20 protein-coding genes are annotated in these 18,596 nt (G+C 40.9%); 10 read left to right on the top strand and 10 right to left on the bottom strand.

Annotated features, from left to right (window positions below; genetic code table 11):
- Window positions 1–15: 15 nt before the first annotated feature.
- The 4 genes from DRB05_RS13060 (at window position 16) to DRB05_RS13045 (ending at window position 3,723) form a co-directional block, all read left to right on the top strand.
- On the top strand, window positions 16–480 hold the full coding sequence (locus DRB05_RS13060; protein ID WP_128727348.1) for a pyridoxamine 5'-phosphate oxidase family protein: 465 nt from the start codon (window positions 16–18) through the stop codon (window positions 478–480).
- A gap of 216 nt (window positions 481–696) precedes the next feature.
- A complete protein-coding gene (locus DRB05_RS13055) occupies window positions 697–1,554 on the top strand; it encodes a mechanosensitive ion channel domain-containing protein (RefSeq protein WP_128727347.1) in 858 nt (285 codons plus the stop codon).
- A gap of 9 nt (window positions 1,555–1,563) precedes the next feature.
- The gene (locus DRB05_RS13050) at window positions 1,564–2,385 is read left to right on the top strand and encodes a CBS domain-containing protein (RefSeq protein WP_128727346.1); all 822 of its coding nucleotides are present in this window, start codon (window positions 1,564–1,566) and stop codon (window positions 2,383–2,385) included.
- Between the two features lie 3 nt (window positions 2,386–2,388).
- A complete protein-coding gene (locus DRB05_RS13045; protein ID WP_128727345.1) occupies window positions 2,389–3,723 on the top strand; it encodes a magnesium transporter in 1,335 nt (444 codons plus the stop codon).
- 57 nt (window positions 3,724–3,780) lie between these two features.
- On the opposite strand, the gene DRB05_RS13040 is transcribed toward DRB05_RS13045, so the two are convergent.
- The 4 genes from DRB05_RS13040 to DRB05_RS13025 all read right to left on the bottom strand — a co-directional run bounded on the left by DRB05_RS13040 (window position 3,781) and on the right by DRB05_RS13025 (window position 6,349).
- The gene (locus DRB05_RS13040; RefSeq protein ID WP_010369631.1) at window positions 3,781–3,993 is read right to left on the bottom strand and encodes a cold-shock protein; all 213 of its coding nucleotides are present in this window, start codon (window positions 3,991–3,993) and stop codon (window positions 3,781–3,783) included.
- A 416-nt stretch (window positions 3,994–4,409) separates the two neighbouring features.
- Window positions 4,410–4,991 (bottom strand): hypothetical protein, encoded by a 582-nt coding sequence (locus DRB05_RS13035; protein WP_128727344.1) that lies wholly within the window; start codon window positions 4,989–4,991, stop codon window positions 4,410–4,412.
- 109 nt (window positions 4,992–5,100) lie between these two features.
- Window positions 5,101–5,430, bottom strand: coding sequence for a hypothetical protein (locus DRB05_RS13030; protein ID WP_128727343.1), 330 nt, complete (start codon window positions 5,428–5,430; stop codon window positions 5,101–5,103).
- A gap of 121 nt (window positions 5,431–5,551) precedes the next feature.
- On the bottom strand, window positions 5,552–6,349 hold the full coding sequence (locus DRB05_RS13025; protein WP_128727342.1) for a transporter substrate-binding domain-containing protein: 798 nt from the start codon (window positions 6,347–6,349) through the stop codon (window positions 5,552–5,554).
- A 230-nt stretch (window positions 6,350–6,579) separates the two neighbouring features.
- Here DRB05_RS13025 and DRB05_RS13020 point away from each other — a divergent pair, with 230 nt between their 5' ends.
- Window positions 6,580–6,789, top strand: a complete 210-nt coding sequence (locus DRB05_RS13020) for a hypothetical protein (RefSeq protein WP_128727341.1) — start codon at window positions 6,580–6,582, stop codon at window positions 6,787–6,789.
- A 56-nt stretch (window positions 6,790–6,845) separates the two neighbouring features.
- Here the strand turns inward: DRB05_RS13020 and DRB05_RS13015 are convergent, their stop codons facing one another.
- The 5 genes from DRB05_RS13015 to DRB05_RS12995 all read right to left on the bottom strand — a co-directional run bounded on the left by DRB05_RS13015 (window position 6,846) and on the right by DRB05_RS12995 (window position 14,496).
- Window positions 6,846–9,014, bottom strand: a complete 2,169-nt coding sequence (locus DRB05_RS13015; protein WP_128727340.1) for a S9 family peptidase — start codon at window positions 9,012–9,014, stop codon at window positions 6,846–6,848.
- Between the two features lie 117 nt (window positions 9,015–9,131).
- The gene (locus tag DRB05_RS13010) at window positions 9,132–11,084 is read right to left on the bottom strand and encodes a methyl-accepting chemotaxis protein (RefSeq protein ID WP_128727339.1); all 1,953 of its coding nucleotides are present in this window, start codon (window positions 11,082–11,084) and stop codon (window positions 9,132–9,134) included.
- 183 nt (window positions 11,085–11,267) lie between these two features.
- Window positions 11,268–12,596 carry a sigma-54 dependent transcriptional regulator gene (locus DRB05_RS13005; protein ID WP_128727338.1) on the bottom strand — a complete coding sequence of 443 codons (1,329 nt, stop codon included), beginning with the start codon at window positions 12,594–12,596 and terminating at the stop codon, window positions 11,268–11,270.
- Entirely contained in the window at window positions 12,593–13,129 is a 537-nt protein-coding gene (locus DRB05_RS13000) for a hypothetical protein (RefSeq protein WP_128727337.1), read from the bottom strand. Before DRB05_RS13000 ends, DRB05_RS13005 begins: the two co-directional genes overlap by 4 nt.
- Complete coding sequence (locus DRB05_RS12995) at window positions 13,126–14,496, bottom strand: HAMP domain-containing sensor histidine kinase (RefSeq protein ID WP_128727336.1); 1,371 nt, start codon at window positions 14,494–14,496, stop codon at window positions 13,126–13,128. The genes DRB05_RS13000 and DRB05_RS12995 overlap by 4 nt, the downstream gene beginning before the upstream one ends.
- A 369-nt stretch (window positions 14,497–14,865) precedes the next feature.
- Here DRB05_RS12995 and DRB05_RS12990 point away from each other — a divergent pair, with 369 nt between their 5' ends.
- The 5 genes from DRB05_RS12990 (at window position 14,866) to DRB05_RS12970 (ending at window position 16,197) form a co-directional block, all read left to right on the top strand.
- Window positions 14,866–15,087, top strand: coding sequence for an EF-hand domain-containing protein (locus DRB05_RS12990; RefSeq protein ID WP_128727335.1), 222 nt, complete (start codon window positions 14,866–14,868; stop codon window positions 15,085–15,087).
- Between the two features lie 43 nt (window positions 15,088–15,130).
- Window positions 15,131–15,352: an EF-hand domain-containing protein gene (locus tag DRB05_RS12985; RefSeq protein ID WP_128727334.1), complete on the top strand. Its 222-nt coding sequence runs from the start codon at window positions 15,131–15,133 to the stop codon at window positions 15,350–15,352.
- A gap of 64 nt (window positions 15,353–15,416) precedes the next feature.
- On the top strand, window positions 15,417–15,638 hold the full coding sequence (locus tag DRB05_RS12980; protein ID WP_128727333.1) for an EF-hand domain-containing protein: 222 nt from the start codon (window positions 15,417–15,419) through the stop codon (window positions 15,636–15,638).
- 57 nt (window positions 15,639–15,695) lie between these two features.
- Window positions 15,696–15,917: an EF-hand domain-containing protein gene (locus DRB05_RS12975; RefSeq protein ID WP_128727332.1), complete on the top strand. Its 222-nt coding sequence runs from the start codon at window positions 15,696–15,698 to the stop codon at window positions 15,915–15,917.
- A 58-nt stretch (window positions 15,918–15,975) separates the two neighbouring features.
- Window positions 15,976–16,197 carry an EF-hand domain-containing protein gene (locus tag DRB05_RS12970; protein ID WP_128727331.1) on the top strand — a complete coding sequence of 74 codons (222 nt, stop codon included), beginning with the start codon at window positions 15,976–15,978 and terminating at the stop codon, window positions 16,195–16,197.
- Window positions 16,198–16,882: 685 nt separating this feature from the next.
- Here DRB05_RS12970 and DRB05_RS12965 read toward each other — a convergent pair.
- The gene (locus tag DRB05_RS12965) at window positions 16,883–18,238 is read right to left on the bottom strand and encodes a hypothetical protein (protein ID WP_128727330.1); all 1,356 of its coding nucleotides are present in this window, start codon (window positions 18,236–18,238) and stop codon (window positions 16,883–16,885) included.
- Window positions 18,239–18,596 lie beyond the last annotated feature (358 nt).

Below are 18,596 nucleotides of genomic sequence, written 5' to 3'. Positions count from 1 at the left end.
AATAAGGAGAAGATAATGTCAGACATAAAGAAAACCTTCTGGGAAGCGCTAGACAGCAGCCCCAACGTGATGATTGGTTTGAGTGATGACAATAATCACCATGAGCCAATGCGAGCACAGTTGGATAAAGACGCCAACGGCGAGTTTTGGTTTTTTACCAGTAAAACAAATCGTATTGCTAAGTGTGGTAAAGCAACAGCACAATTTTCCAGTAAAGGGCACAATGTATTTGCATGTATTCGCGGACATTTAATTGAAGAAACACGACAAGACGTACTTGATGCCCATTGGTCAAGGCAGACCGAGAGCTGGTTTGAAAAGGGTAAAGATGACCCCGAGCTTATCATGCTCCGTTTTGAACTGGACGATGCTGAGATTTGGCATGTTAGCCCCGACTTGAGCGGCTTATTGAAACTAGCGGTTGGGAAAAATGTAGAACCAGAAGAAATGGGTGAGCGAGAAACGGTTCGCTTTAGGTAGCTATAATACCCAATGTAAATAAGTAACCAAGGCGTAAAGACGGTTTTTGTTTTTGCGCCTTAAGTGCTTCCACTCATACGAAAATACTCCAAAATGTATTGTTAGTAGTTTAAATATTTAGGACTTCGGGGAATTCTCTGGACAACGGCTAACACTGTGATAACAATGAATGTATTGATTTAAAAGTAAGCAGTTTCAGCGAATTCAGGAGTTTACATGGCCACCGAGGATACCTTTGATAATTGGCAACACGCCTTATCTGCCAGTTACGAGCAATTAATCAATCAGCTTGTTACTTATACACCCCAACTGCTGGGCGCGGCACTCATGCTGCTTGTCGGTTGGGTAGTGGCTTGGCTATTGAGCAAGCTGACTATTTCGTTATTTAAGCTGTGTAATCGTGCGTTGGTAGGCTTAAGCCAACGAGTGCAAACCGAACAAACGCTTCAGCTAAATCTAAAACATGCTCGATTAATAGGGAAAACCGTGTTTTGGGTCACGATGATGTTTTTTATCGCTGCAGCTACATCCAGCCTTGGTTTAAACTTTTTCAGTGATTGGATCTCCTCGCTACTTAGCTACTTACCAAATCTCCTCGCTGGGATATTTATTATCGTTGGTGGTTATCTGCTTGGCAATTTAGCTAGTGCCATGGCAAGAGCCGGTGCGCAGTCCGTTGGGTTTGCGCGAGTCGAAGTCGCGGGTAACGTAGCCAAGCTCGCGATCTTATTTACTGCAACGGTAATAGGTATTGAGCAACTAGGGATCAATATTCAATTTGTGACCAATATGGTAGTGGTGCTGACAGGCGTACTATGTGCAGGAGTTGCATTGGCCTTTGGTCTTGGGAGTCGAGAGCTAATCGCAAACACCGTTGCAGCAAAACAAGCGCTGCGTCACTGTCGAATTAACGATCAAATTGAAATTGCGGGCGTTTCAGGCACGCTGACCGAAATTACAGCAACGATGTTAGTGATTGAAACCCAAAAAGGGAGAACTCTAATACCGGCTAGGCAATTTTTACAGGACTCGGCACATATTACCGCGACACACAGTCATTCAAGTAAGCAGTAGGGAGGCTCTATGTCAGCGTTAAACCTCAAAATTGCGCAACACTTTTTACAAGAAGAGCCAGCAGGCGCCGCGCGTTTACTTTCTTTGCAAACGCCAGATGTAGCTGCTGAGTTACTAAAAACGTTACCAAATGAAGTTGCTTTAAACGTACTTAAAGTCATGCAGCCTCGCAGTGCAGCGGAAATTCTGATAACGCAAACGGATGTGGATATTGCTAGGTGGCTAGGTAAAATGAAGTTGGCTGATATTGCTGCTATCTTAAGGCATTTACAGGACGAAGAACTTGCACGTTTTCTTAATCTCATTTCAGTAAGACGACAAACACTCTGTAAGATGTTAATTAACTACCCAGATTATACCGTGGGAGCATGGGTTGAAACAGATGTATTAATTCTTGAAGAAACTATGACAGTTGAGGAGTCACTGCTGCGCTTAAAAAAACGTGACTATATCGGGTTTGCGCTAGTTTATGTGGTAAATCAGCATCGCCATGTGGTGGGTCAGTTGTCACTAACACATTTACTTCGGAAAGCGGCGCAACAGAAAATTGCAGATTTGATGGACACTCACGTCGTTTCTCTAAGTGGTTATACAGAGTTGCATAGTGCATTGAAATCGCCCGTTTGGGCACAACAAGATCAAGTTGCAGTTGCCAGTCGAAGTGGTGATTTTATTGGGGTATTGCCACATTACAGAGTGAGAAGTGCACTTGGCCGAATGGATGAAACACAAGACAAGCAAAGCGAATCTTTAGATTTGTTAGATGCCTACACCAGTTCGTTTGCCAGCATGTTAGATACATTGGTGCCAGTTAAGGTCAAGGGGAAATAAGCGATGAGCGCAGCAAAAGATACACTAGATTCAGCGGTAGAGCAGCTCAGTGAGGAGTTTTTAAGTAAGTTTCCGCTTAAAAGTGCGCAGCTCCTCGGCACTTTACCTCCAGAAGAAGCCGCTGAATTATTACAACAGCAGGCACGACATATCATTTATCGTCTATGGAAATATTTGCCACCAGGAGCCGCTGAGCAGATTTTTACGCAATTCCCGGTAGATTATCAAGCGCAGTTTATAGCGAGCCTAGATAGCCATATTGCGGTTGGACTATTGAACAAACAATCGCAGGAAGCGCAGCAGGCGTTACTTGTCAAATTAACGGAGCAGCATTCAACCATAGCAGATGAACTTAGTGAGCTGCTGGTTTTTCCTGAAAATACTGCAGCGAGAATGATGAACAAAAAGGTTCAAGCGTTTTACTCAGATACCACACTACGTGAAGTGCTCTCGCAGCTGAAGCGATTAGACGGTAAAGTGCCAGATGTCATCTATGTGCTAAACGAACAGCAGGATTTGGTGGGCGAAACAACACTCAATGTTTTAGTGGGAAGCTCCTCAAGTAAAACTCTGATGCAGGTTGCGACACCGATCCGAGTCACGTTAAATGTGATGGATCATAAAGATCAGGTTGTGGAAGCGTTTGAAGGGCACAAAGTGCGAGCAATTCCAGTACTTGATGCGCAGCAACAGCTAGTTGGGCAGATCCGATTCTTTGATGCCTATCAATCAACCAAAGAAGATTTAGCGAGTGATATGCAGACCATGGTAGGTGCAAGTAAAGACGAGAAAGCCTTATCAAGTAGTTGGTTTGCAGTAAAGAAACGGCTTCCATGGTTACAGATTAACTTATTAACCGCATTTGCGGCTGCTGCAGTCGTGGGGGCATTTGAGGGGCTGATTGCTCAAGTTACCGCTTTAGCTATTTTACTACCAGTGGCAGCTGGGCAGTCGGGTAACGCAGGAGCTCAAGCTTTGGCCGTAACGATGCGAGGCTTAACGCTACGAGAAATTTCGACGCGGCACTGGTATCAAGTGATGCTAAAAGAGATGATGGTTGGGCTGTTAAATGGGGTAGCAATAGCGGTTACGTGTGGTATTGGTGTATATCTGTGGAGTCAATCACTCGGTCTTGCACTTGTTATTGCGCTGGCGATGATATCGTCTCTTGTCATTGCGGGAAGCTCAGGCGCTATTGTACCAATAGCATTGAAAAAGTTTGGACTCGATCCAGCGCAATCTTCATCAATTGTACTGACGACAATTACAGATATAGCAGGTTTTATGTCATTTTTAGGGATTGCGTTGTTGTTGTCTGATATGTTGCCGAAAGGCTAAGAGAGGAATGGGGTAATTCGTAGAGCTAGTGCAGGCACTAGCTCTGAGCAATACGTATTAGTTAACTACTACGTTGCTTGCTTGAGGACCTTTCTGGCCTTCTTCAACTGTGAAAGACACTGATTGGCCTTCAGTTAAAGTTTTGAAACCGTCAGAAACGATAGCACGGAAGTGTACGAATACATCTTTACCGCCGTTTTCTTGAGTGATGAAACCAAAACCTTTCTCTTCGTTGAACCACTTAACTGTGCCATTTACTGTGTTAGACATAATTGAAACCTTTTTCAAAAAATTAATTGTGTGGTGAAAATCACCGATAAAGCGATAGATAAAACTTAGCTAGTAACGCATTGGTATATCTATAAACGACTTTTTAAAAAAAAGAGTATCAAGAAAAAACAGTGCAGCAGTAGTAAGTGCTCTAAGTATCTAAAGCCAGCATATAGTATAGCGTTCTTATGGCGCTGTCCAATGAAGTTTGCAACTTTTTTGTTTAAAAAGTGAGCTATGATGAGTTTTGAGCGGATTTATTGGTGGAACTTTGATTGTGATGAACGAATTTGAAACGTGTGTTTTCTAGCCTTGCGTGCTTAAAATTTACTGTTGTACAAGGCTTGGCTTAGAGGTATTTCAACGAATACCTATTTGCTTGGAAGCGCTGAGAGATAACACTTCCAAACTTTTAACTATTTGTATCTGTTGATTTCAACCTGGATCACCCCATCTTCAGGCGTTGAATTAAAGTAGAAGGGATGATCTTGCCAGCGTTCATCGCTCCCAAATATTTTACCAATAGCCGTTGCGGTTTCGATTGGCTCGTCTTTATTAATATATATATCTACTCGACAGGCCGTTTCACGGCAGTCAATATTAGTTACGCGTAGCTTGTTTAGAATACCGTTTTCCATGAAAAAGTAATGAATCTGATCGGAAAATTCGTATGCCCAAGTTTCGTCTACAGATTGTTCGTTAAAGTCTTTATCATTCGAAGGTATGATTACTCTTTCTTCACTTTCTTTGGGTTTTTTGATTTCAGTATATTGATTAGTTGTATTCTCATTCGCGAACTTGCCATTAGGCTTTGGCTTGCTGATAGCTATTTCTTCGAGGTGTGGTTTTAAATTGCCTGAAGCCTGAATGTTGTTGGAGAGAGCCGCGATACGTTCCTCCAAGTTATCTCGCTCAAACTCCAAGTCTGAGATTACCGCATTCAGATAGATAGAGTAAGCAGCTAATAGAAAAATTCCTGTTGCTGTGAGGTATCGCATAGTAAATCCTTGTCTATTTGGTAATTATTATATCTTTAATACCAATTTGCTCCTTCAAATTGAACAAGAATTAAGACTAATTGGCATAATAGTCTTTTATATCATTCAGTCATGGTAAACGGAACTGAGCTAAGAGTGTTTTAGCTTCAAAACTATCAAATTGCCCACCAATATGCAGTAAGTGTTGGCTATCTTTGTTAAAGATAAAAAGCTCATCAAAGCTACGAGTGTAGTTGGTCAGCGATACGGCCAGCCAATCACCAGTGTTAAATATGCCAATGTCGTTAGGTGATATAAGCTCATGGACTTGATAGGCAATGTTGTAATCAATGGCTGGATTATCTTTGTTTTTTAATGCGATAAAATAAGACGCAAAATCCAGTTCATACTTGCTATGTAGACCGCCGGTAATATTCTCAGCCGACTTCTCTTTGTTCATTTTACGTCCTTATAAAGGATACATTTTAGGAAAGAGGAGCATATGGTGCATGAATAACTGCTTAATTAAATTTGAATTGTGAATGTTCCTTTTTAACCTGAATTCCCTTTTTACGATTGGCTTACTCCTCTGCCACTGCTGCGTTGTCTATTACCTGCCTCAATGCTGCATCCATCTTTAGGATAAAGTCTTGTTTAAATGGATATTTTTCTTCAAACCCTTTTAAGTACCCAATGTGGGCAGTGCGACGCATTACTATTTTATCTTCAACAATATTACTGGTGTTTAAACTTGGTGTTATCTGCGACATTTTATTAATACCAAGTAACGTGGAAAGGCGATCATTGACGTAACAATCAACGCGCCCACGAGCGAGCTTTTCGATATTTGAACGTGTGCTTTTGTTTTCCCAAAGTTGAATAAGCCCTTGTTTTTGCGCTTCCATTAGGCTTTCATCTAAGATGATATAGCCAGCATTAATGCCAATATTAAGTACTCTTTCTGGTTTAACATGAGGCAAGTTTTTTAGCGTGATCCCTTGATTGCAAAAGGCAACAACTACTTCTTCTTGAAGGGGAATTGAATACGGCCAGATATAGGGGCGTTTTTTGATATGAATATAAGGAGGCATTAACGCCATTGCTTCACCGGATGCCATCGAGGAAACGCCTCGTTTCCAAGGTACCGCTTGCAAATTAACTTGATATTCATGACTCAGCAACCGCGCAGCTTGCTTCACTATATCGACATAGATACCATAAAGCTCGCCGTTAATTTGATAACTATAAGGCGGGTAAGCATCGTCGACCAATATGGTGACTTTGATAGGTGCCGAGTATTCAGGTTTATGTGGAGCGGCGCTAGATAAAAGCGGCAGAGAGATACAGTAGCAAATAAAAACAAAGCGAAATAAATTCATTTTTCACTTATGTACGTAGTAGTCATTTTTTAAATATAGCTAACAAATAGCTAGTTTGTTAGGTTGGGGTACTCAACTTGTGTTATGGAGAGCTTAGGCTATATATTCCCAATATGAACGTATTTGATATGCTTCATTATTGCCTGATTGAAGCACTTAGGTATTGACACTGCTAATGTCTATTTAGAAACTTTTTTAGAGCAGATGTCTACTAATGAAAGGGATAACAGATGAATATACACGTTGATTTTGCCGCTCAAGTCTATTTTTTTCTGGTGGTAGTTTCAGCTGGGATCAGCATACTTTTGGTCAAAAAAGCAAAAATGGGAAAGCTTGAAATGTTTATCGGTTTATTTATGAGTTTACTGCCACTGTTTTCTCTTTTGTTTATTCTCGTCATGCTTTGTATCGCGAACTCGAACAAAAAGTTAGCTGAATAGTTGAGCAAGAAGCAAACAAAGGAGGCTAAAGCCTCCTTTGTTTATGTGACCGTTGACTACAGTTTATTTTCAGCGAGTGCGATAAAGAAACTATAGCTTAATGCAACATCGTGAATACGCTTAAAGCGACCAGATGCACCACCGTGGCCGGCTTCCATATCGGTTTTTAGCAGCAGTAAATTATCGTCGGTTTTATATTCGCGTAGCTTAGCAACCCATTTTGCAGGCTCAAAGTATTGCACTTGAGAATCATGCAAACCCGTGGTTACAAGCAGGTTTGGATATGCTTGGGCTTTAACTTGATCATAAGGTGAGTAAGACAGCATGTAGTCAAAATATGTCTTCTCATTTGGATTACCCCATTCATCGTATTCATTTGTGGTCAGCGGTAGTGTTTCGTCTAGCATGGTATTGATCACGTCAACAAATGGTACAGCTGCATGTACACCATCGTACAACTCCGGCGCTTGGTTAATGACTGCACCCATTAATAGGCCACCCGCGCTGCCACCTCTGGCATAAATACGTGAAGCATCACCATATTTTTGCTCAACGAGTGCTTTTGTAACGTCAACAAAGTCGTTAAAGGTGTTCTTTTTATTTAACTTTTTGCCGTCATCATACCAAGGACGGCCAAGCGTTTCTGAACCACGAATATGGGCAATCGCATAGACAAAACCACGGTCTAAAAGGCTTAAGCGGCTTATAGAGAAAGTTGGCTCAACATTAGAACCGTATGAACCATAACCGTATTGTAGTAACGGGTTAGAACCATCTTGCTTGAACTTATCTTTACGATAAACAATTGAAACTGGTACTTTTATGCCGTCACGTGCGGTAATAAAAATACGTTCAGATTGGTAGTCTTCAGGTTTAAAGTCGCCCAATACTTTATCTTGCTTTAGCAGTGTTTTGTCTAAACTAGCAAGGTCGACATCATACACAGAAGCTGGGGTTGTCATACTCTGATAACCAATTCTTACCGCATTTGCGTCTAGGTTTTCGTTACCCGTTAAATAAACGGCGTAAGCCGGATCGTTAAAGGTCAATCGCTTGCTTTCGTTATTGTTTAAATTTAACACGGTGATTTGGCTAAGGCCATTTTCACGCGTTTCGTAAACGAGGTGCTGATTAAATAGCTCAAAGCTATCTAGTTTTGCACCGGCATTGTGTGGCACGACGGTTTGCCATTTTGAAATATCACTTGCATCGCCTGCTTTAACGCGCATCAGTTTAAAGTTTACCGCGCCTTTGTTGGTGTGGATGTAATACCAGTCGCCAAGTTTAGCAATGCTATATTCGTGACCACTTTCTCTTGGAATAAAGCGCTCTGGAGTTGCCTTAGCATTATCTGCGTCTAGTAAAGAAACACCAGACGCTTCGGTACTTGAGTGGTGAATGTATATTTTGCTCTTGTCTTTGCTCTTTGAGATATAGGTGTAATAGCTGTTATCTTTTTCTTCGTAAATCAGTTCATCTGAGCTTTGGGCTGTGCCTAGAGTATGACGGAATACTTGATAACCGAGTAAAGTAACCGGATCTTTTTTGATGTAATAGATGGTCTTGTTATCGTTAGCCCAAACAATAGGACCTGAAGCGCCTTCAATTGTATCGTCCAATAACTTGCCTGTCGTTAAGTCTTTGATTCTAATCGTATAGATTCGACGACTTAACGTATCTTCAGCAAAGGCTAGTAGGTTTTCGTTGGTTGAAATGGAAAGACCGCCGACACCGTAATAGTTTTGACCTTCAGCACGGATATTCGCATCAAAGATAGCTTCTGCATTTTTGCCATCTTTGTGTTCGCTGCGGTAATAAGTGAAATATTCTTTGTCACCTTCAGTGGCACTAAAATAATAGTAACTGCCGTTTAGTACCGGCACACTGCGATCATCTTTGACCACTTTGTTTTTGATTTCTTCAAATAAGGTTTGTTGGAGTTGCTCTGTGTTTACAAGCTTACTGTCGGTATAGGTATTTTCTTTGGTTAAGTGTGAAAGCACCTTTTCATCGCTTCTGGTATCGTCACGCAGCCAATGATAATTATCGATAAGTTCTTGACCGTGAATGGTCGTTTTGTGTGGAACTTTTTCTGCAATTGGTGCCATAACAGTGGCTACCTGCTCAGCTTCTACTTTAGGTGATGTATGTTGTGACGGAGCCTCTTGGCAACCAAGTACTGCAAGCAAAGATGCAGCCACTACTGTAAATTTAAATTTCTTCATTTGTTGTTCTTGTATAATAAATCAATCGCCCCAGTCTAAACTAGTTCTCATTATGAGGACAACTAATTGAGACGATATTTTGTAACAATCGTGGAAAATAAGATGTTAGTTTTTCAACTAGTCAATATCAAAACGTCCAACTAAACGCTCTAGATCTTTTGCTAAATCAACTAATTGGTCTGCGCCTGCGTTTAATGCCGCAGTCTCTTCACCGACTTGCCTTACAGAAACATCAACCGAGTCGATTAACCGTCTTGTATGACCCGCATTCTCCCCCTGCAATGAGGCTTGTGACGCTATATTCGAAACAGATGCTTTAATTCTTGACACTGCCTGCGCGATATCAGCAAACGCTTGTTGAGCGCTTTGTGATTGTTTGATAGTTGTCTCAGATTCGCTTACGCTTGACGTCATTTGGGCTGATACCGCCCTAGTTTGCGCAATGAGGTTGGTTAACACTTGCTCTATTTCTTGCGTAGCATCATGCGAGCGCTGTGCAAGCGTTCTTACTTCATCAGCAACCACTGCAAAGCCTCGGCCTTGTTCACCAGCACGAGCAGCTTCGATCGCTGCATTTAATGCCAAAAGGTTAGTCTGCTCTGCGATAGAACGGATCACGCCTAAAATGTTCGTGATATCTTGGCTTTCGCTTTCGAGTTGGTTCATGGCGTTGGCGGACTCAGCCAACGAATGATTGAGCCTCGCAACCTGCGATACCGTGCTTTCGATCGTGCTATTACCACGCTGGGCGTGATCGTCTGCAGTGACAACATCCTCCAAAGTATGACCGCAGCTTTCACTGATCTGTGCAGCAAGTTGCTCCACAGTTTCAGTGGTCGTGGTAGCACTGGCGGAGTCTTCAGCCTGCGCATGGCATTGATTACGGATATCATTGATACTCTTTTGTGACCCTAATGCAGCATCATTCAACGTTGAGGCATTACTTTGAATATCTTTCACGAGCGCATTAATTGAGTCCAAGAATTTATTGAACCATGCGGCCAACTCTCCAATTTCATCGTTGGTGACTACTTTTAAACGTTTGGAAAGATTGCCTTCACCTTGTGCTATTTCTTTCAAACCTTCAGACACCATTTCGATAGGCTCAACTATCTTGTTGGCAAGCGTTATTGCGATAATAATAAACAAAATTACCATGATGACCGCGATAATAGTGATACTAATCGTCATATCTAAAGCTGAAGCTAAGATTTCATCTTCATCGATCACTGCGATAAATTGCCAGCCGAGTGTGTCAGAGCGATAAATCTTAGCATTATAAGTCTTATTGTCTGTTTCGATAGTGAGATAGGGTTCATTTGTGGCGCTGCGAATGGCTTTGTAAAGTGGGCTGGTGAGATCTTTAATGTGTTTAAAGTTATTATTTTTATTTTTTGGATCGGCAAGTACAGTGCCTTCGGCATCAAGAAGAATTAAATACCCAGACTCCCCAAGACGAATATTGCTAACGATATCGGTCAGTGTAGCAAGCGTTACATCTAATGATTGCACGCCAATTACTTTGCCGTCACGTTTTATACCTGTGGCAACAGAAACCATAGCTTGTCCTGTTACTCCTTGGTAAGGCTCAGTAAGAATAACCTTGCTAGGATCTTTAGAGGCATTTTGATACCAAGGCCGTTTTCTTGGATCGTAATTGCCAAGGGGTTCCGCAGGATACTGAATAAAACCTCCGGATCCAGTGCCAAGATATACAAACAATAATTCTTCGTGGGTTTGTCCAAATGCACGGTAAAGCTCAAAAATATTGCTTTCGGTTTGACCATTTTGTAGCGGAGTCATCGGTTTTTCAGCACCAAAATAAGTGGTGGTATCTTGACCCACCTGTTGCACGGCCTTGGACTCGGCGAGGAAGCGCGCATTTTTCTTCATCTGTTCAAAAAACAGTACAAAAGACTGTTCGGCTTGTCTTATCTCATTGCCAGAAGCATCAAGGAATTTATCAAGAGAGTCTCTTTTGGTCTGAGAAATGCTGACCACAGAAATCGCTAAAATAGGAATGATCACAGTGAGAACAAAGCTAATAATGAGCTTTTTGCGCATTTTCATACAGACAACCCTTAAATATCCGAGTGTTTTTATTATGCTCCTAGAGGGAGCGTATATTCTCAGGGTAAAATCTGAGCCACGGGCGTGGCTCGTTAAAGTCTGTATTATAAGCACGTTGCAGTGGCAGATTTCACCAGTCAAGGCGCTTCAGAAATTAAAACTAATGTTACCCCTCTAATAGGTTTAGCATTGGATCTCATGTTTTTTAAGTAATTTATAAAAATCAGAGCGATTACGTTGTGCAAGTTTTGCAGCTTCCGACACATTCCCTTCGCAAAGTGCCAGTACTTTTTGGATGTAGTCATACTCAAACTGACGTTTCGCTTCATTTAATCCTGTAAACGCATTCTGCTCTTTATCTTTAGGCAGGGCTTTTTGTACGATATCTTCAGTGATCATTTTACCAGGCGTAATAGCAACACAATGCTCCACGATATTATGGAGCTGACGGATGTTGCCCGGCCAATGGTAATTCAACAAGTGCGTAATACTTTGTTGGTTAAATTGCTTTTCGCCATCGCTAAGTGTACTTAAGAAGCGTGATGCAAGTAGTGGAATATCTTCCAATCGCTCTCTTAAGCTTGGGATTTCAACAGACACCACGTTTAAGCGATAGTATAAATCTTCACGAAACTGCTTTTCCGCAACGGCGCTTTGAATGTTCTTATGGCTTGCAGAGACAAAACGAACATTGACCTTATGCTCGGTTTGGCCGCCCACCGGACGAACGGTTCGTTCTTGTAAAACACGCAGTAGTTTAACTTGCAAATCAAGCGGCATATCACCAATTTCATCGAGGAATAGGGTGCCGCCATCTGCCGCTTGTACTAAACCCTCTTTGTCGCCCACCGCGCCGGTAAACGCCCCTTTTTTATGGCCGAAGAGCTCAGACTCCAATAGGTGAGCGGGCATTGCGCCACAGTTAATCGCAATAAATGGGCCTTGCGCCTGATTACTGGCTAAATGGATTGCTTTTGCTGTCACTTCTTTACCGGTACCGCTCTCGCCTTGAATAAGAATATTTGCGTTACTGCTGGCAAGCGCTTGAATTTGCTGCACCAATTGACGCATTGCGGCACTTTGGAATAACAACCCATGGAAGTTATTTGGATCCGAAGTTTGTGCAGTTCTTACTTTTCCTGCAAGCGCTTCATTGATGACATCGAGCATTTGCTGAGAGTCAATGGGTTTGGTTAAAAAGCTCACAAAGCCCTGTTGCATGGCATCTACAGCGTCTGGAATTGAGCCGTGAGCAGTCATCATTACAACGGGCATGCCTGTGTAATACTTCTTTATTTGCTCATTAAGTTCAAAGCCATTCATGTGCGCCATTTTCAAATCGGTGATGACCAAGTCGATAGGCATTTGCTTGAGGATATTTAACGCTTGCGTACCGCGATGCGCAACTTCAACTTCGTAGCCATGGCTTTCTAAACGCATTGCCAATAGCTCAGTTAAAGACGTATCGTCATCCACTAAAAGTAACTTTGCGCCCAGTGGTGTCTGACTCATAGTGAATCCTCCTCAAGTGATGGGGTTTCAGAAAGATCGGTTTCTAAACGTTGTTTTTCTATGTCGGCAAGCTTTTGCTTTAGTTCGGCAAGCTGCTTTTGTGTTTGTAACAATTGCTCTTGGTGCTGTTGCGCCTTGTTGTCAGCGTAATAATTACTGATTTTTTGCTCACGAAGACTTTGAGTATGCCAAGCTAATGATTCAAACCAAATGTTGTAATCTTCTGGCCAATAATCTTGTAGTTTTACTTCTTCAATGGCTTTAAGTTGCTTGGTGGTTGAGTCTGTACCGCAATAGGTGTGAATAAAGCCTTGTAAGTGCAGCGCGCCTTTGTAGTAATCGTTAAATGTCACGTTATGTTTTTTAGCGCATTGGCTGACTAAGGCTTTGATCAACTCAGTTAAAGGCACAAACTTTGCGCTGGTTTCTGTTTTTACAGGACCAATAAATTGCTTCGTTTGCTCGACGTTTTGCTCCGTTGTGGCACAACCACCGAGCAAAAATAGCGTGATACTTAATGCGATGTATTTCATTTTGGATCCCTTTTTGGAAAGGCGACTTGAATACTGGCTCCAGACTCTACTGATAACCATTTCACATAGCCTTTTAATTGCTTCACACACTCAGAGACAATGGCTAAACCTAAGCCACTGCCATTATTATTTTTATTTTTCTCACCACGAACAAATGGCTGGAATAGTGAGTCGGCTTCATTGATGTCGATGCCATCACCGTCGTCACGGACTATCAACAATACTTCGCCATTTTGTTCTTCAATTGAAATAGTGACATTGCTTTTAGCGTGATCAATGGCATTGCTCACTAACTGAGTTAACACTAATTTGCATGGAAGATACGGCACTTTTAGGTCATCATGATTTTGCCAGTTCACTATCACATCAGTCTTTCCTAGCTTATCGCTAAGATGCTTAGAGACTTCTGCTTGGATAAGATTCATTTCGGCGTCGTGATGTAGGCTATCAGGGTGACTGGCCGCGCTATAGCTGAGCAAATCATCGATCAATGATCCAAGCTTTGCAACAGAGTTTTCCATAATGATGAGAATACGCTGTTGTTTTGGATTAACATCTCCAAGCAATCCACTATTTAATAAGCTGCTTCCTTCGTTAAGCGATGCCAAAGGAGTTTTAAGTTCATGAGTAACATGGCGCAAGAAAGTTTCTTTTTGTTGTTGAATACGTTTAAGTTCGAGCCTTAACCAATTTAACCTGTCGCCCAATTGCTGCAATTCATGGCTGCCAGAGAGTTCTACCGACTTATCAAAATTACCTTTACCTACCTCAGATACCGCAGATTCTACCTGATTAAGCTGCTGACAAATCCGGTTGATCAAAAAGATGCTGATCACGACAAGGGTGGGTAGCAAGACAACGAGACCAAACATAAACCATGTTTGCAGCTGCACGAAATGGGCTTCTTGATCAGATAAGCGCTTATTAAGTGTTTGCTGAAAGCTTTCCTCGAATTGATTAAGTACCTTAACCAATTGCTGAAACTCTTCAGCTTTTGAAGTGGCATCGATCTCATCTGGAGCGAACTGTCGCCATTTAGCAACAAACAGCGAATCGGGCAGGTTTATTTTCAATAATTGAATACGTTTTTTGGTGTTTTGCCACTTCTGCTCGATGCTTTCTTGCAGCGTTTCACTTTGCAGCAGCTGATTATTTTGCAGCGCTTTTTCAAGCGCACTGATATCTGCTTTTACAAAATTGTACTCAAGAATAAGTTTTTGATTTTTATTATAAATATCCTGCGTTTTTTGTTGGTTTTTGGACAGTGCTTGGGCGTACCACAAAGTCAGTGTGAGTATTGGAAGCACACCAATAAACATGGCAATAAGTGCCTGTTTTTGTAATGACTGAGAAAAAATTTTTTTCACGATGCTAAATCCTTTAAAAGGTTGCACAAGTTTCAATCAAATGGTGTTGCGAGATTTGCAAAATTTTCTACCCAAAAATTTTCCTGTTGCAAAGCTGCGACAATCTAACATCAAGAAAAATAAAGATTTTTTATTTTTCGCTTTTTTAACTGTTGCCATTTAGCAACAGCCAGCCTTAATCCAACCTTAATCTTTTCAAGTGGTTTTTCTTAACTTGTTGATAAACCGTGTTTTTTCAATTTTGGCATCAAAGTTGGAATAGTTATCTCGAAAGCGAAAAACGAAACGCAGAAACAAATGCAAAATCAGTTTTTAGCTTTAATAGCAAAACGTTTAACACAGAATTTTTAATCTTATGAGGAAAGCACGATGAAAAATCTAGCAATCGCAGTATCAGCAGCAGTAATGACTTTGGCATCAGTAGGTGCACATGCAAACACTGGTTTCGACAAACTAGACATGAATGGTGATAGTTATATCTCTATTGAAGAAGCAAAAGCAGATGAAGGCCTTCTTGCTCAATTTAACGAGCTAGACGCAGACCAAGACGGTCAACTAAGCCAAGCAGAATTTGATAACTACGAAGGTTAATTTACCGAGTTATCACATTATTTTAATCGTTAAGGAGAAGATCATGAAAAATTTACTAGCAGCACTATCAATCACAGGTATGACATTGGTTTCAGCATCGGCTATGGCGATGGACGACTTTGAAAAGTACGACACTGATGGCAGCGGCACAATCAGCATGGCTGAAGCACAGGTTAATCCTAAGTTAGCTGAGCAATTCAAGACACTTGATGTTGACGGTAACGGCGAGCTGAGTGAATCAGAGTACGAGCACTTTGAAGGCTAATTTGAAAGTTTGGTATCGGTGAGTCTTCGGACTCTCCGCCAAGACGGAATTTAAGGAGAATATGATGAAAAATTTACTAGTAGCAGTATCCCTTGCTGGCCTATCAATGGCGTCGGTTAACGCGATGGCCGGTGACGACTTTGCCAAATACGATGCCGATGGCAGCGGCACAATTAGCATGAGCGAAGCAAAAGTAAATCTAAATCTTATTGAGCAATTCACTCAGCTAGACGGGAACGCTGACGGCGAGTTAAGTGAATCAGAATTCGCAAATTTTAAAGGCTAAGTAATAGTCCTCCAACTTCATGAAACGAACAGTATTTAAATCTTTGAGGAATAAATGATGAAAAACGTACTAATTGCACTATCAATCACTGGTTTATCTTTCGCGTCTGTTAATGCTATGGCGGGTGAAGACTTCGCAGCGCTAGATACAGATCAAAGCGGCACAATCAGCATGAGTGAAGCACAAGCACACACGGCACTTGCAGAGCAATTTAAAGAATTAGACGCTGATGCGAATGGCGAGCTAAGCGAAACAGAACTCGCAAATTTTAGAGGCTAATCAATAGCCCTCCAATTTCACGAAACGAACCGTATTTACATTTTTTGAGGAATAAATGATGAAAAACGTACTAATTGCACTATCAATCTCAGGTTTATCTTTTGCTTCTGTTAATGCTATGGCGAGTGAAGACTTCGCTGCGCTAGATACAGATCAAAGCGGCACAATCAGCATGAGTGAAGCACAAGCACACACTGCACTTGCAGAGCGATTTAAAGAGCTAGACGTTGATGCAAACGGCGAGCTAAGCGAAACAGAATTCGCAAACTTCAAAGGCTAATTAGAGTTCGAGAAGTAGATTTACCTGCGCAAGGGAGTGACAGAGGAAAAGGAACTGATGTCAGGGACAGGGAATAGAGTTCAAAGATTATGATGATTGTTGAGTTATTTGGCAACATTACTGATTTGTTCAACTAAGCGCCTTCTTTCGGGCTAGTTTAAACAAACGGTTATAAAGGAATACTTACAGCGAAGCATCGCTATCAGAATCTTTGAGCTCCAAATTGAGAGTTTGGATGTCATTAGGGAAGTTGACTGAAGGATCAGAGTCGGTAAGAGTAAGGCGGTTATTCGCACCGCACCCAAAGCTTGGCTTAACAGCCAAGCTTTTTTTGTTTTGAGTGTATTGATTTTTGTAAGGTGTTAAATGTAACTCTGTGGGTAGCACTTAAAGTTGATATTTTTTCAATCATTGGCTGTGGTGGCGCTAGAATACAGTAACCCATATCCGATCTGATTAAAGTTCAGATAAAATATGATAGGTGGTATAAGGCAAGGAACGGTTGTTAAGACTTTAGAATTTTGACCGCCTATTGCTTTGTAACTTTCCCTGAAAGCAAAATTCTCTTCCAATACATAGCAAAATAAGTGACATGTTGACGAATCCCTAGTTTTTTCTTAATGATATTTTTGTTTTCATCAGTCTCGGTTAGCTTCTCTCGATAGCTTTTGATTTAATTACTTTTTTAGAAAAAAGTATGGCTTCTATTTTTCATAATTAGCATGGTTAGTTTTGTGGACAGCCCAACACACAACAGAATTATCGCAATATTAACAAAAAGAGCTGGCGAGTATTGCAATTCTGTATTTTGAAGCGTTAAGTTAACAGCTACGGCTGTAGGGTATATTATACTAACGAAATAAAATAAGACGATGGCATCTGCCCTGTCATGCAGGTAAATCCAAGGTATGGTCATGTTCAACTTTTTGGTAGTATCAAAATAGGAGTGGAAAAAACGCAGATAAAAAAAGAAATAGAGCATTAGTAGAAATATAGCAACAGCTCCAAATTTACTAAGTATTTCAAAAGGTAACGACAATCCAAAAGCATTAACAGTTCCACTAGTTCTTGCTAGTTCATTTTTTAATATGGTCTGTATTTTAGATATCTCGATATCCTGAAATCCTTCAGTCAATTCCTCTAATTCGGAGAAATTTAAGGAGAAGCTTCCTGACTTCCAACCAAACTTTTCGGGTACTTCTGCAACAAGCATTTCCATGGGTGTAAATGGTTGTTCTTGGGTTTTTACTGGGATGAGTAAACGATTCGAAAATACACTTGCCTCTGTTGGCGTTCCTCCATCGAAATTAAATGGATTGACTCCAAGTATCCTACCCCCAAACAATAAATATCGTGAAGGTCTTTCCGCAGAAAGCAAAGAACGATAAGTATTTTCTTTTAACGATGGAAACTGCTGTAAATGTGTAAATTGACTTTCAAACCATTCCTCATCAAAAATATCTACTAATGACAAATTTTCTGAAGGTGTTGTGAATTGTGAGCCGTCTTCGTATATCGATGTTTGAATATAGCCTAATTTATTTTCATTGCTATCAAAACGGAATTCAATCGGTAATATTTTATTGACATATATGATACGCCTTACTGAGTAAAGCCCGTTCCAGAACTTTTTTATGTTAGCTAACGATAGTGGTTTTTCACCTCTTGTATCCACTGGTGAAAAACTTAAAGCTGGGTATAACCTTAGTGCGTTTTCAATCAAATAGCCCGTATAGTTAACCTTAATCCTATTGGTCTCAGATTTATCTCTATCAACGTAAAATTCTGCAAAGGTTATATTGTTTTCAGAAATTATTTTTTCGGCCTTTTGTGTAAGCCACTCGTTACCAAAACGTGATATGGGTTTCGCAGTGTGAATTTCTTTAAATGCAGTTTTTAAGTTTGTTACGTCATCAATAGCCGTTTCTATCTTTGATTTTTCAGCAAGAAGTGACATTACGACCAATATTGTAGTCAGTATAAGGAGCGTAAAGTTGATTTGTTTTAGATGCGAGATTGTGTTGTTATAAAGTTCGTCCATTGAGACATTCCATATATTTCAATGAAAATAAAAGCAATCTAACCCAAGGTTAAATCAATTTTAGTCTTTTCACAAACTTTATAATAGGGATCTAGAGTGCATCGTAGCATATGCAATTTACAGAATATAAAATTTTATTATGCAGGGCTGCGTTTTTTCTCAAAAAGCACATTTCGAAAAAGAAGTTTTAACGCCCTCCCGCGTACACAACAGGCTGGCAGGATTGGTTCTGCTTTGCATTCGAAAATGTCAGATCAAGTTGCGTCTAATTTAGCTAATTTTGTTAACACCAAGCGATTTTGTCGTACTTTAATTACCACGCGACTTTGTCGTAGTCGCTAATTACCAAGGGAAATTG

Origin of the sequence: Pseudoalteromonas sp. A757, from assembly GCF_004103285.1 — a bacterium.
Taxonomy (GTDB): Bacteria; Pseudomonadota; Gammaproteobacteria; order Enterobacterales; family Alteromonadaceae; genus Pseudoalteromonas; species Pseudoalteromonas galatheae.
This window is presented reverse-complemented; position numbering and strand designations above follow the sequence as displayed.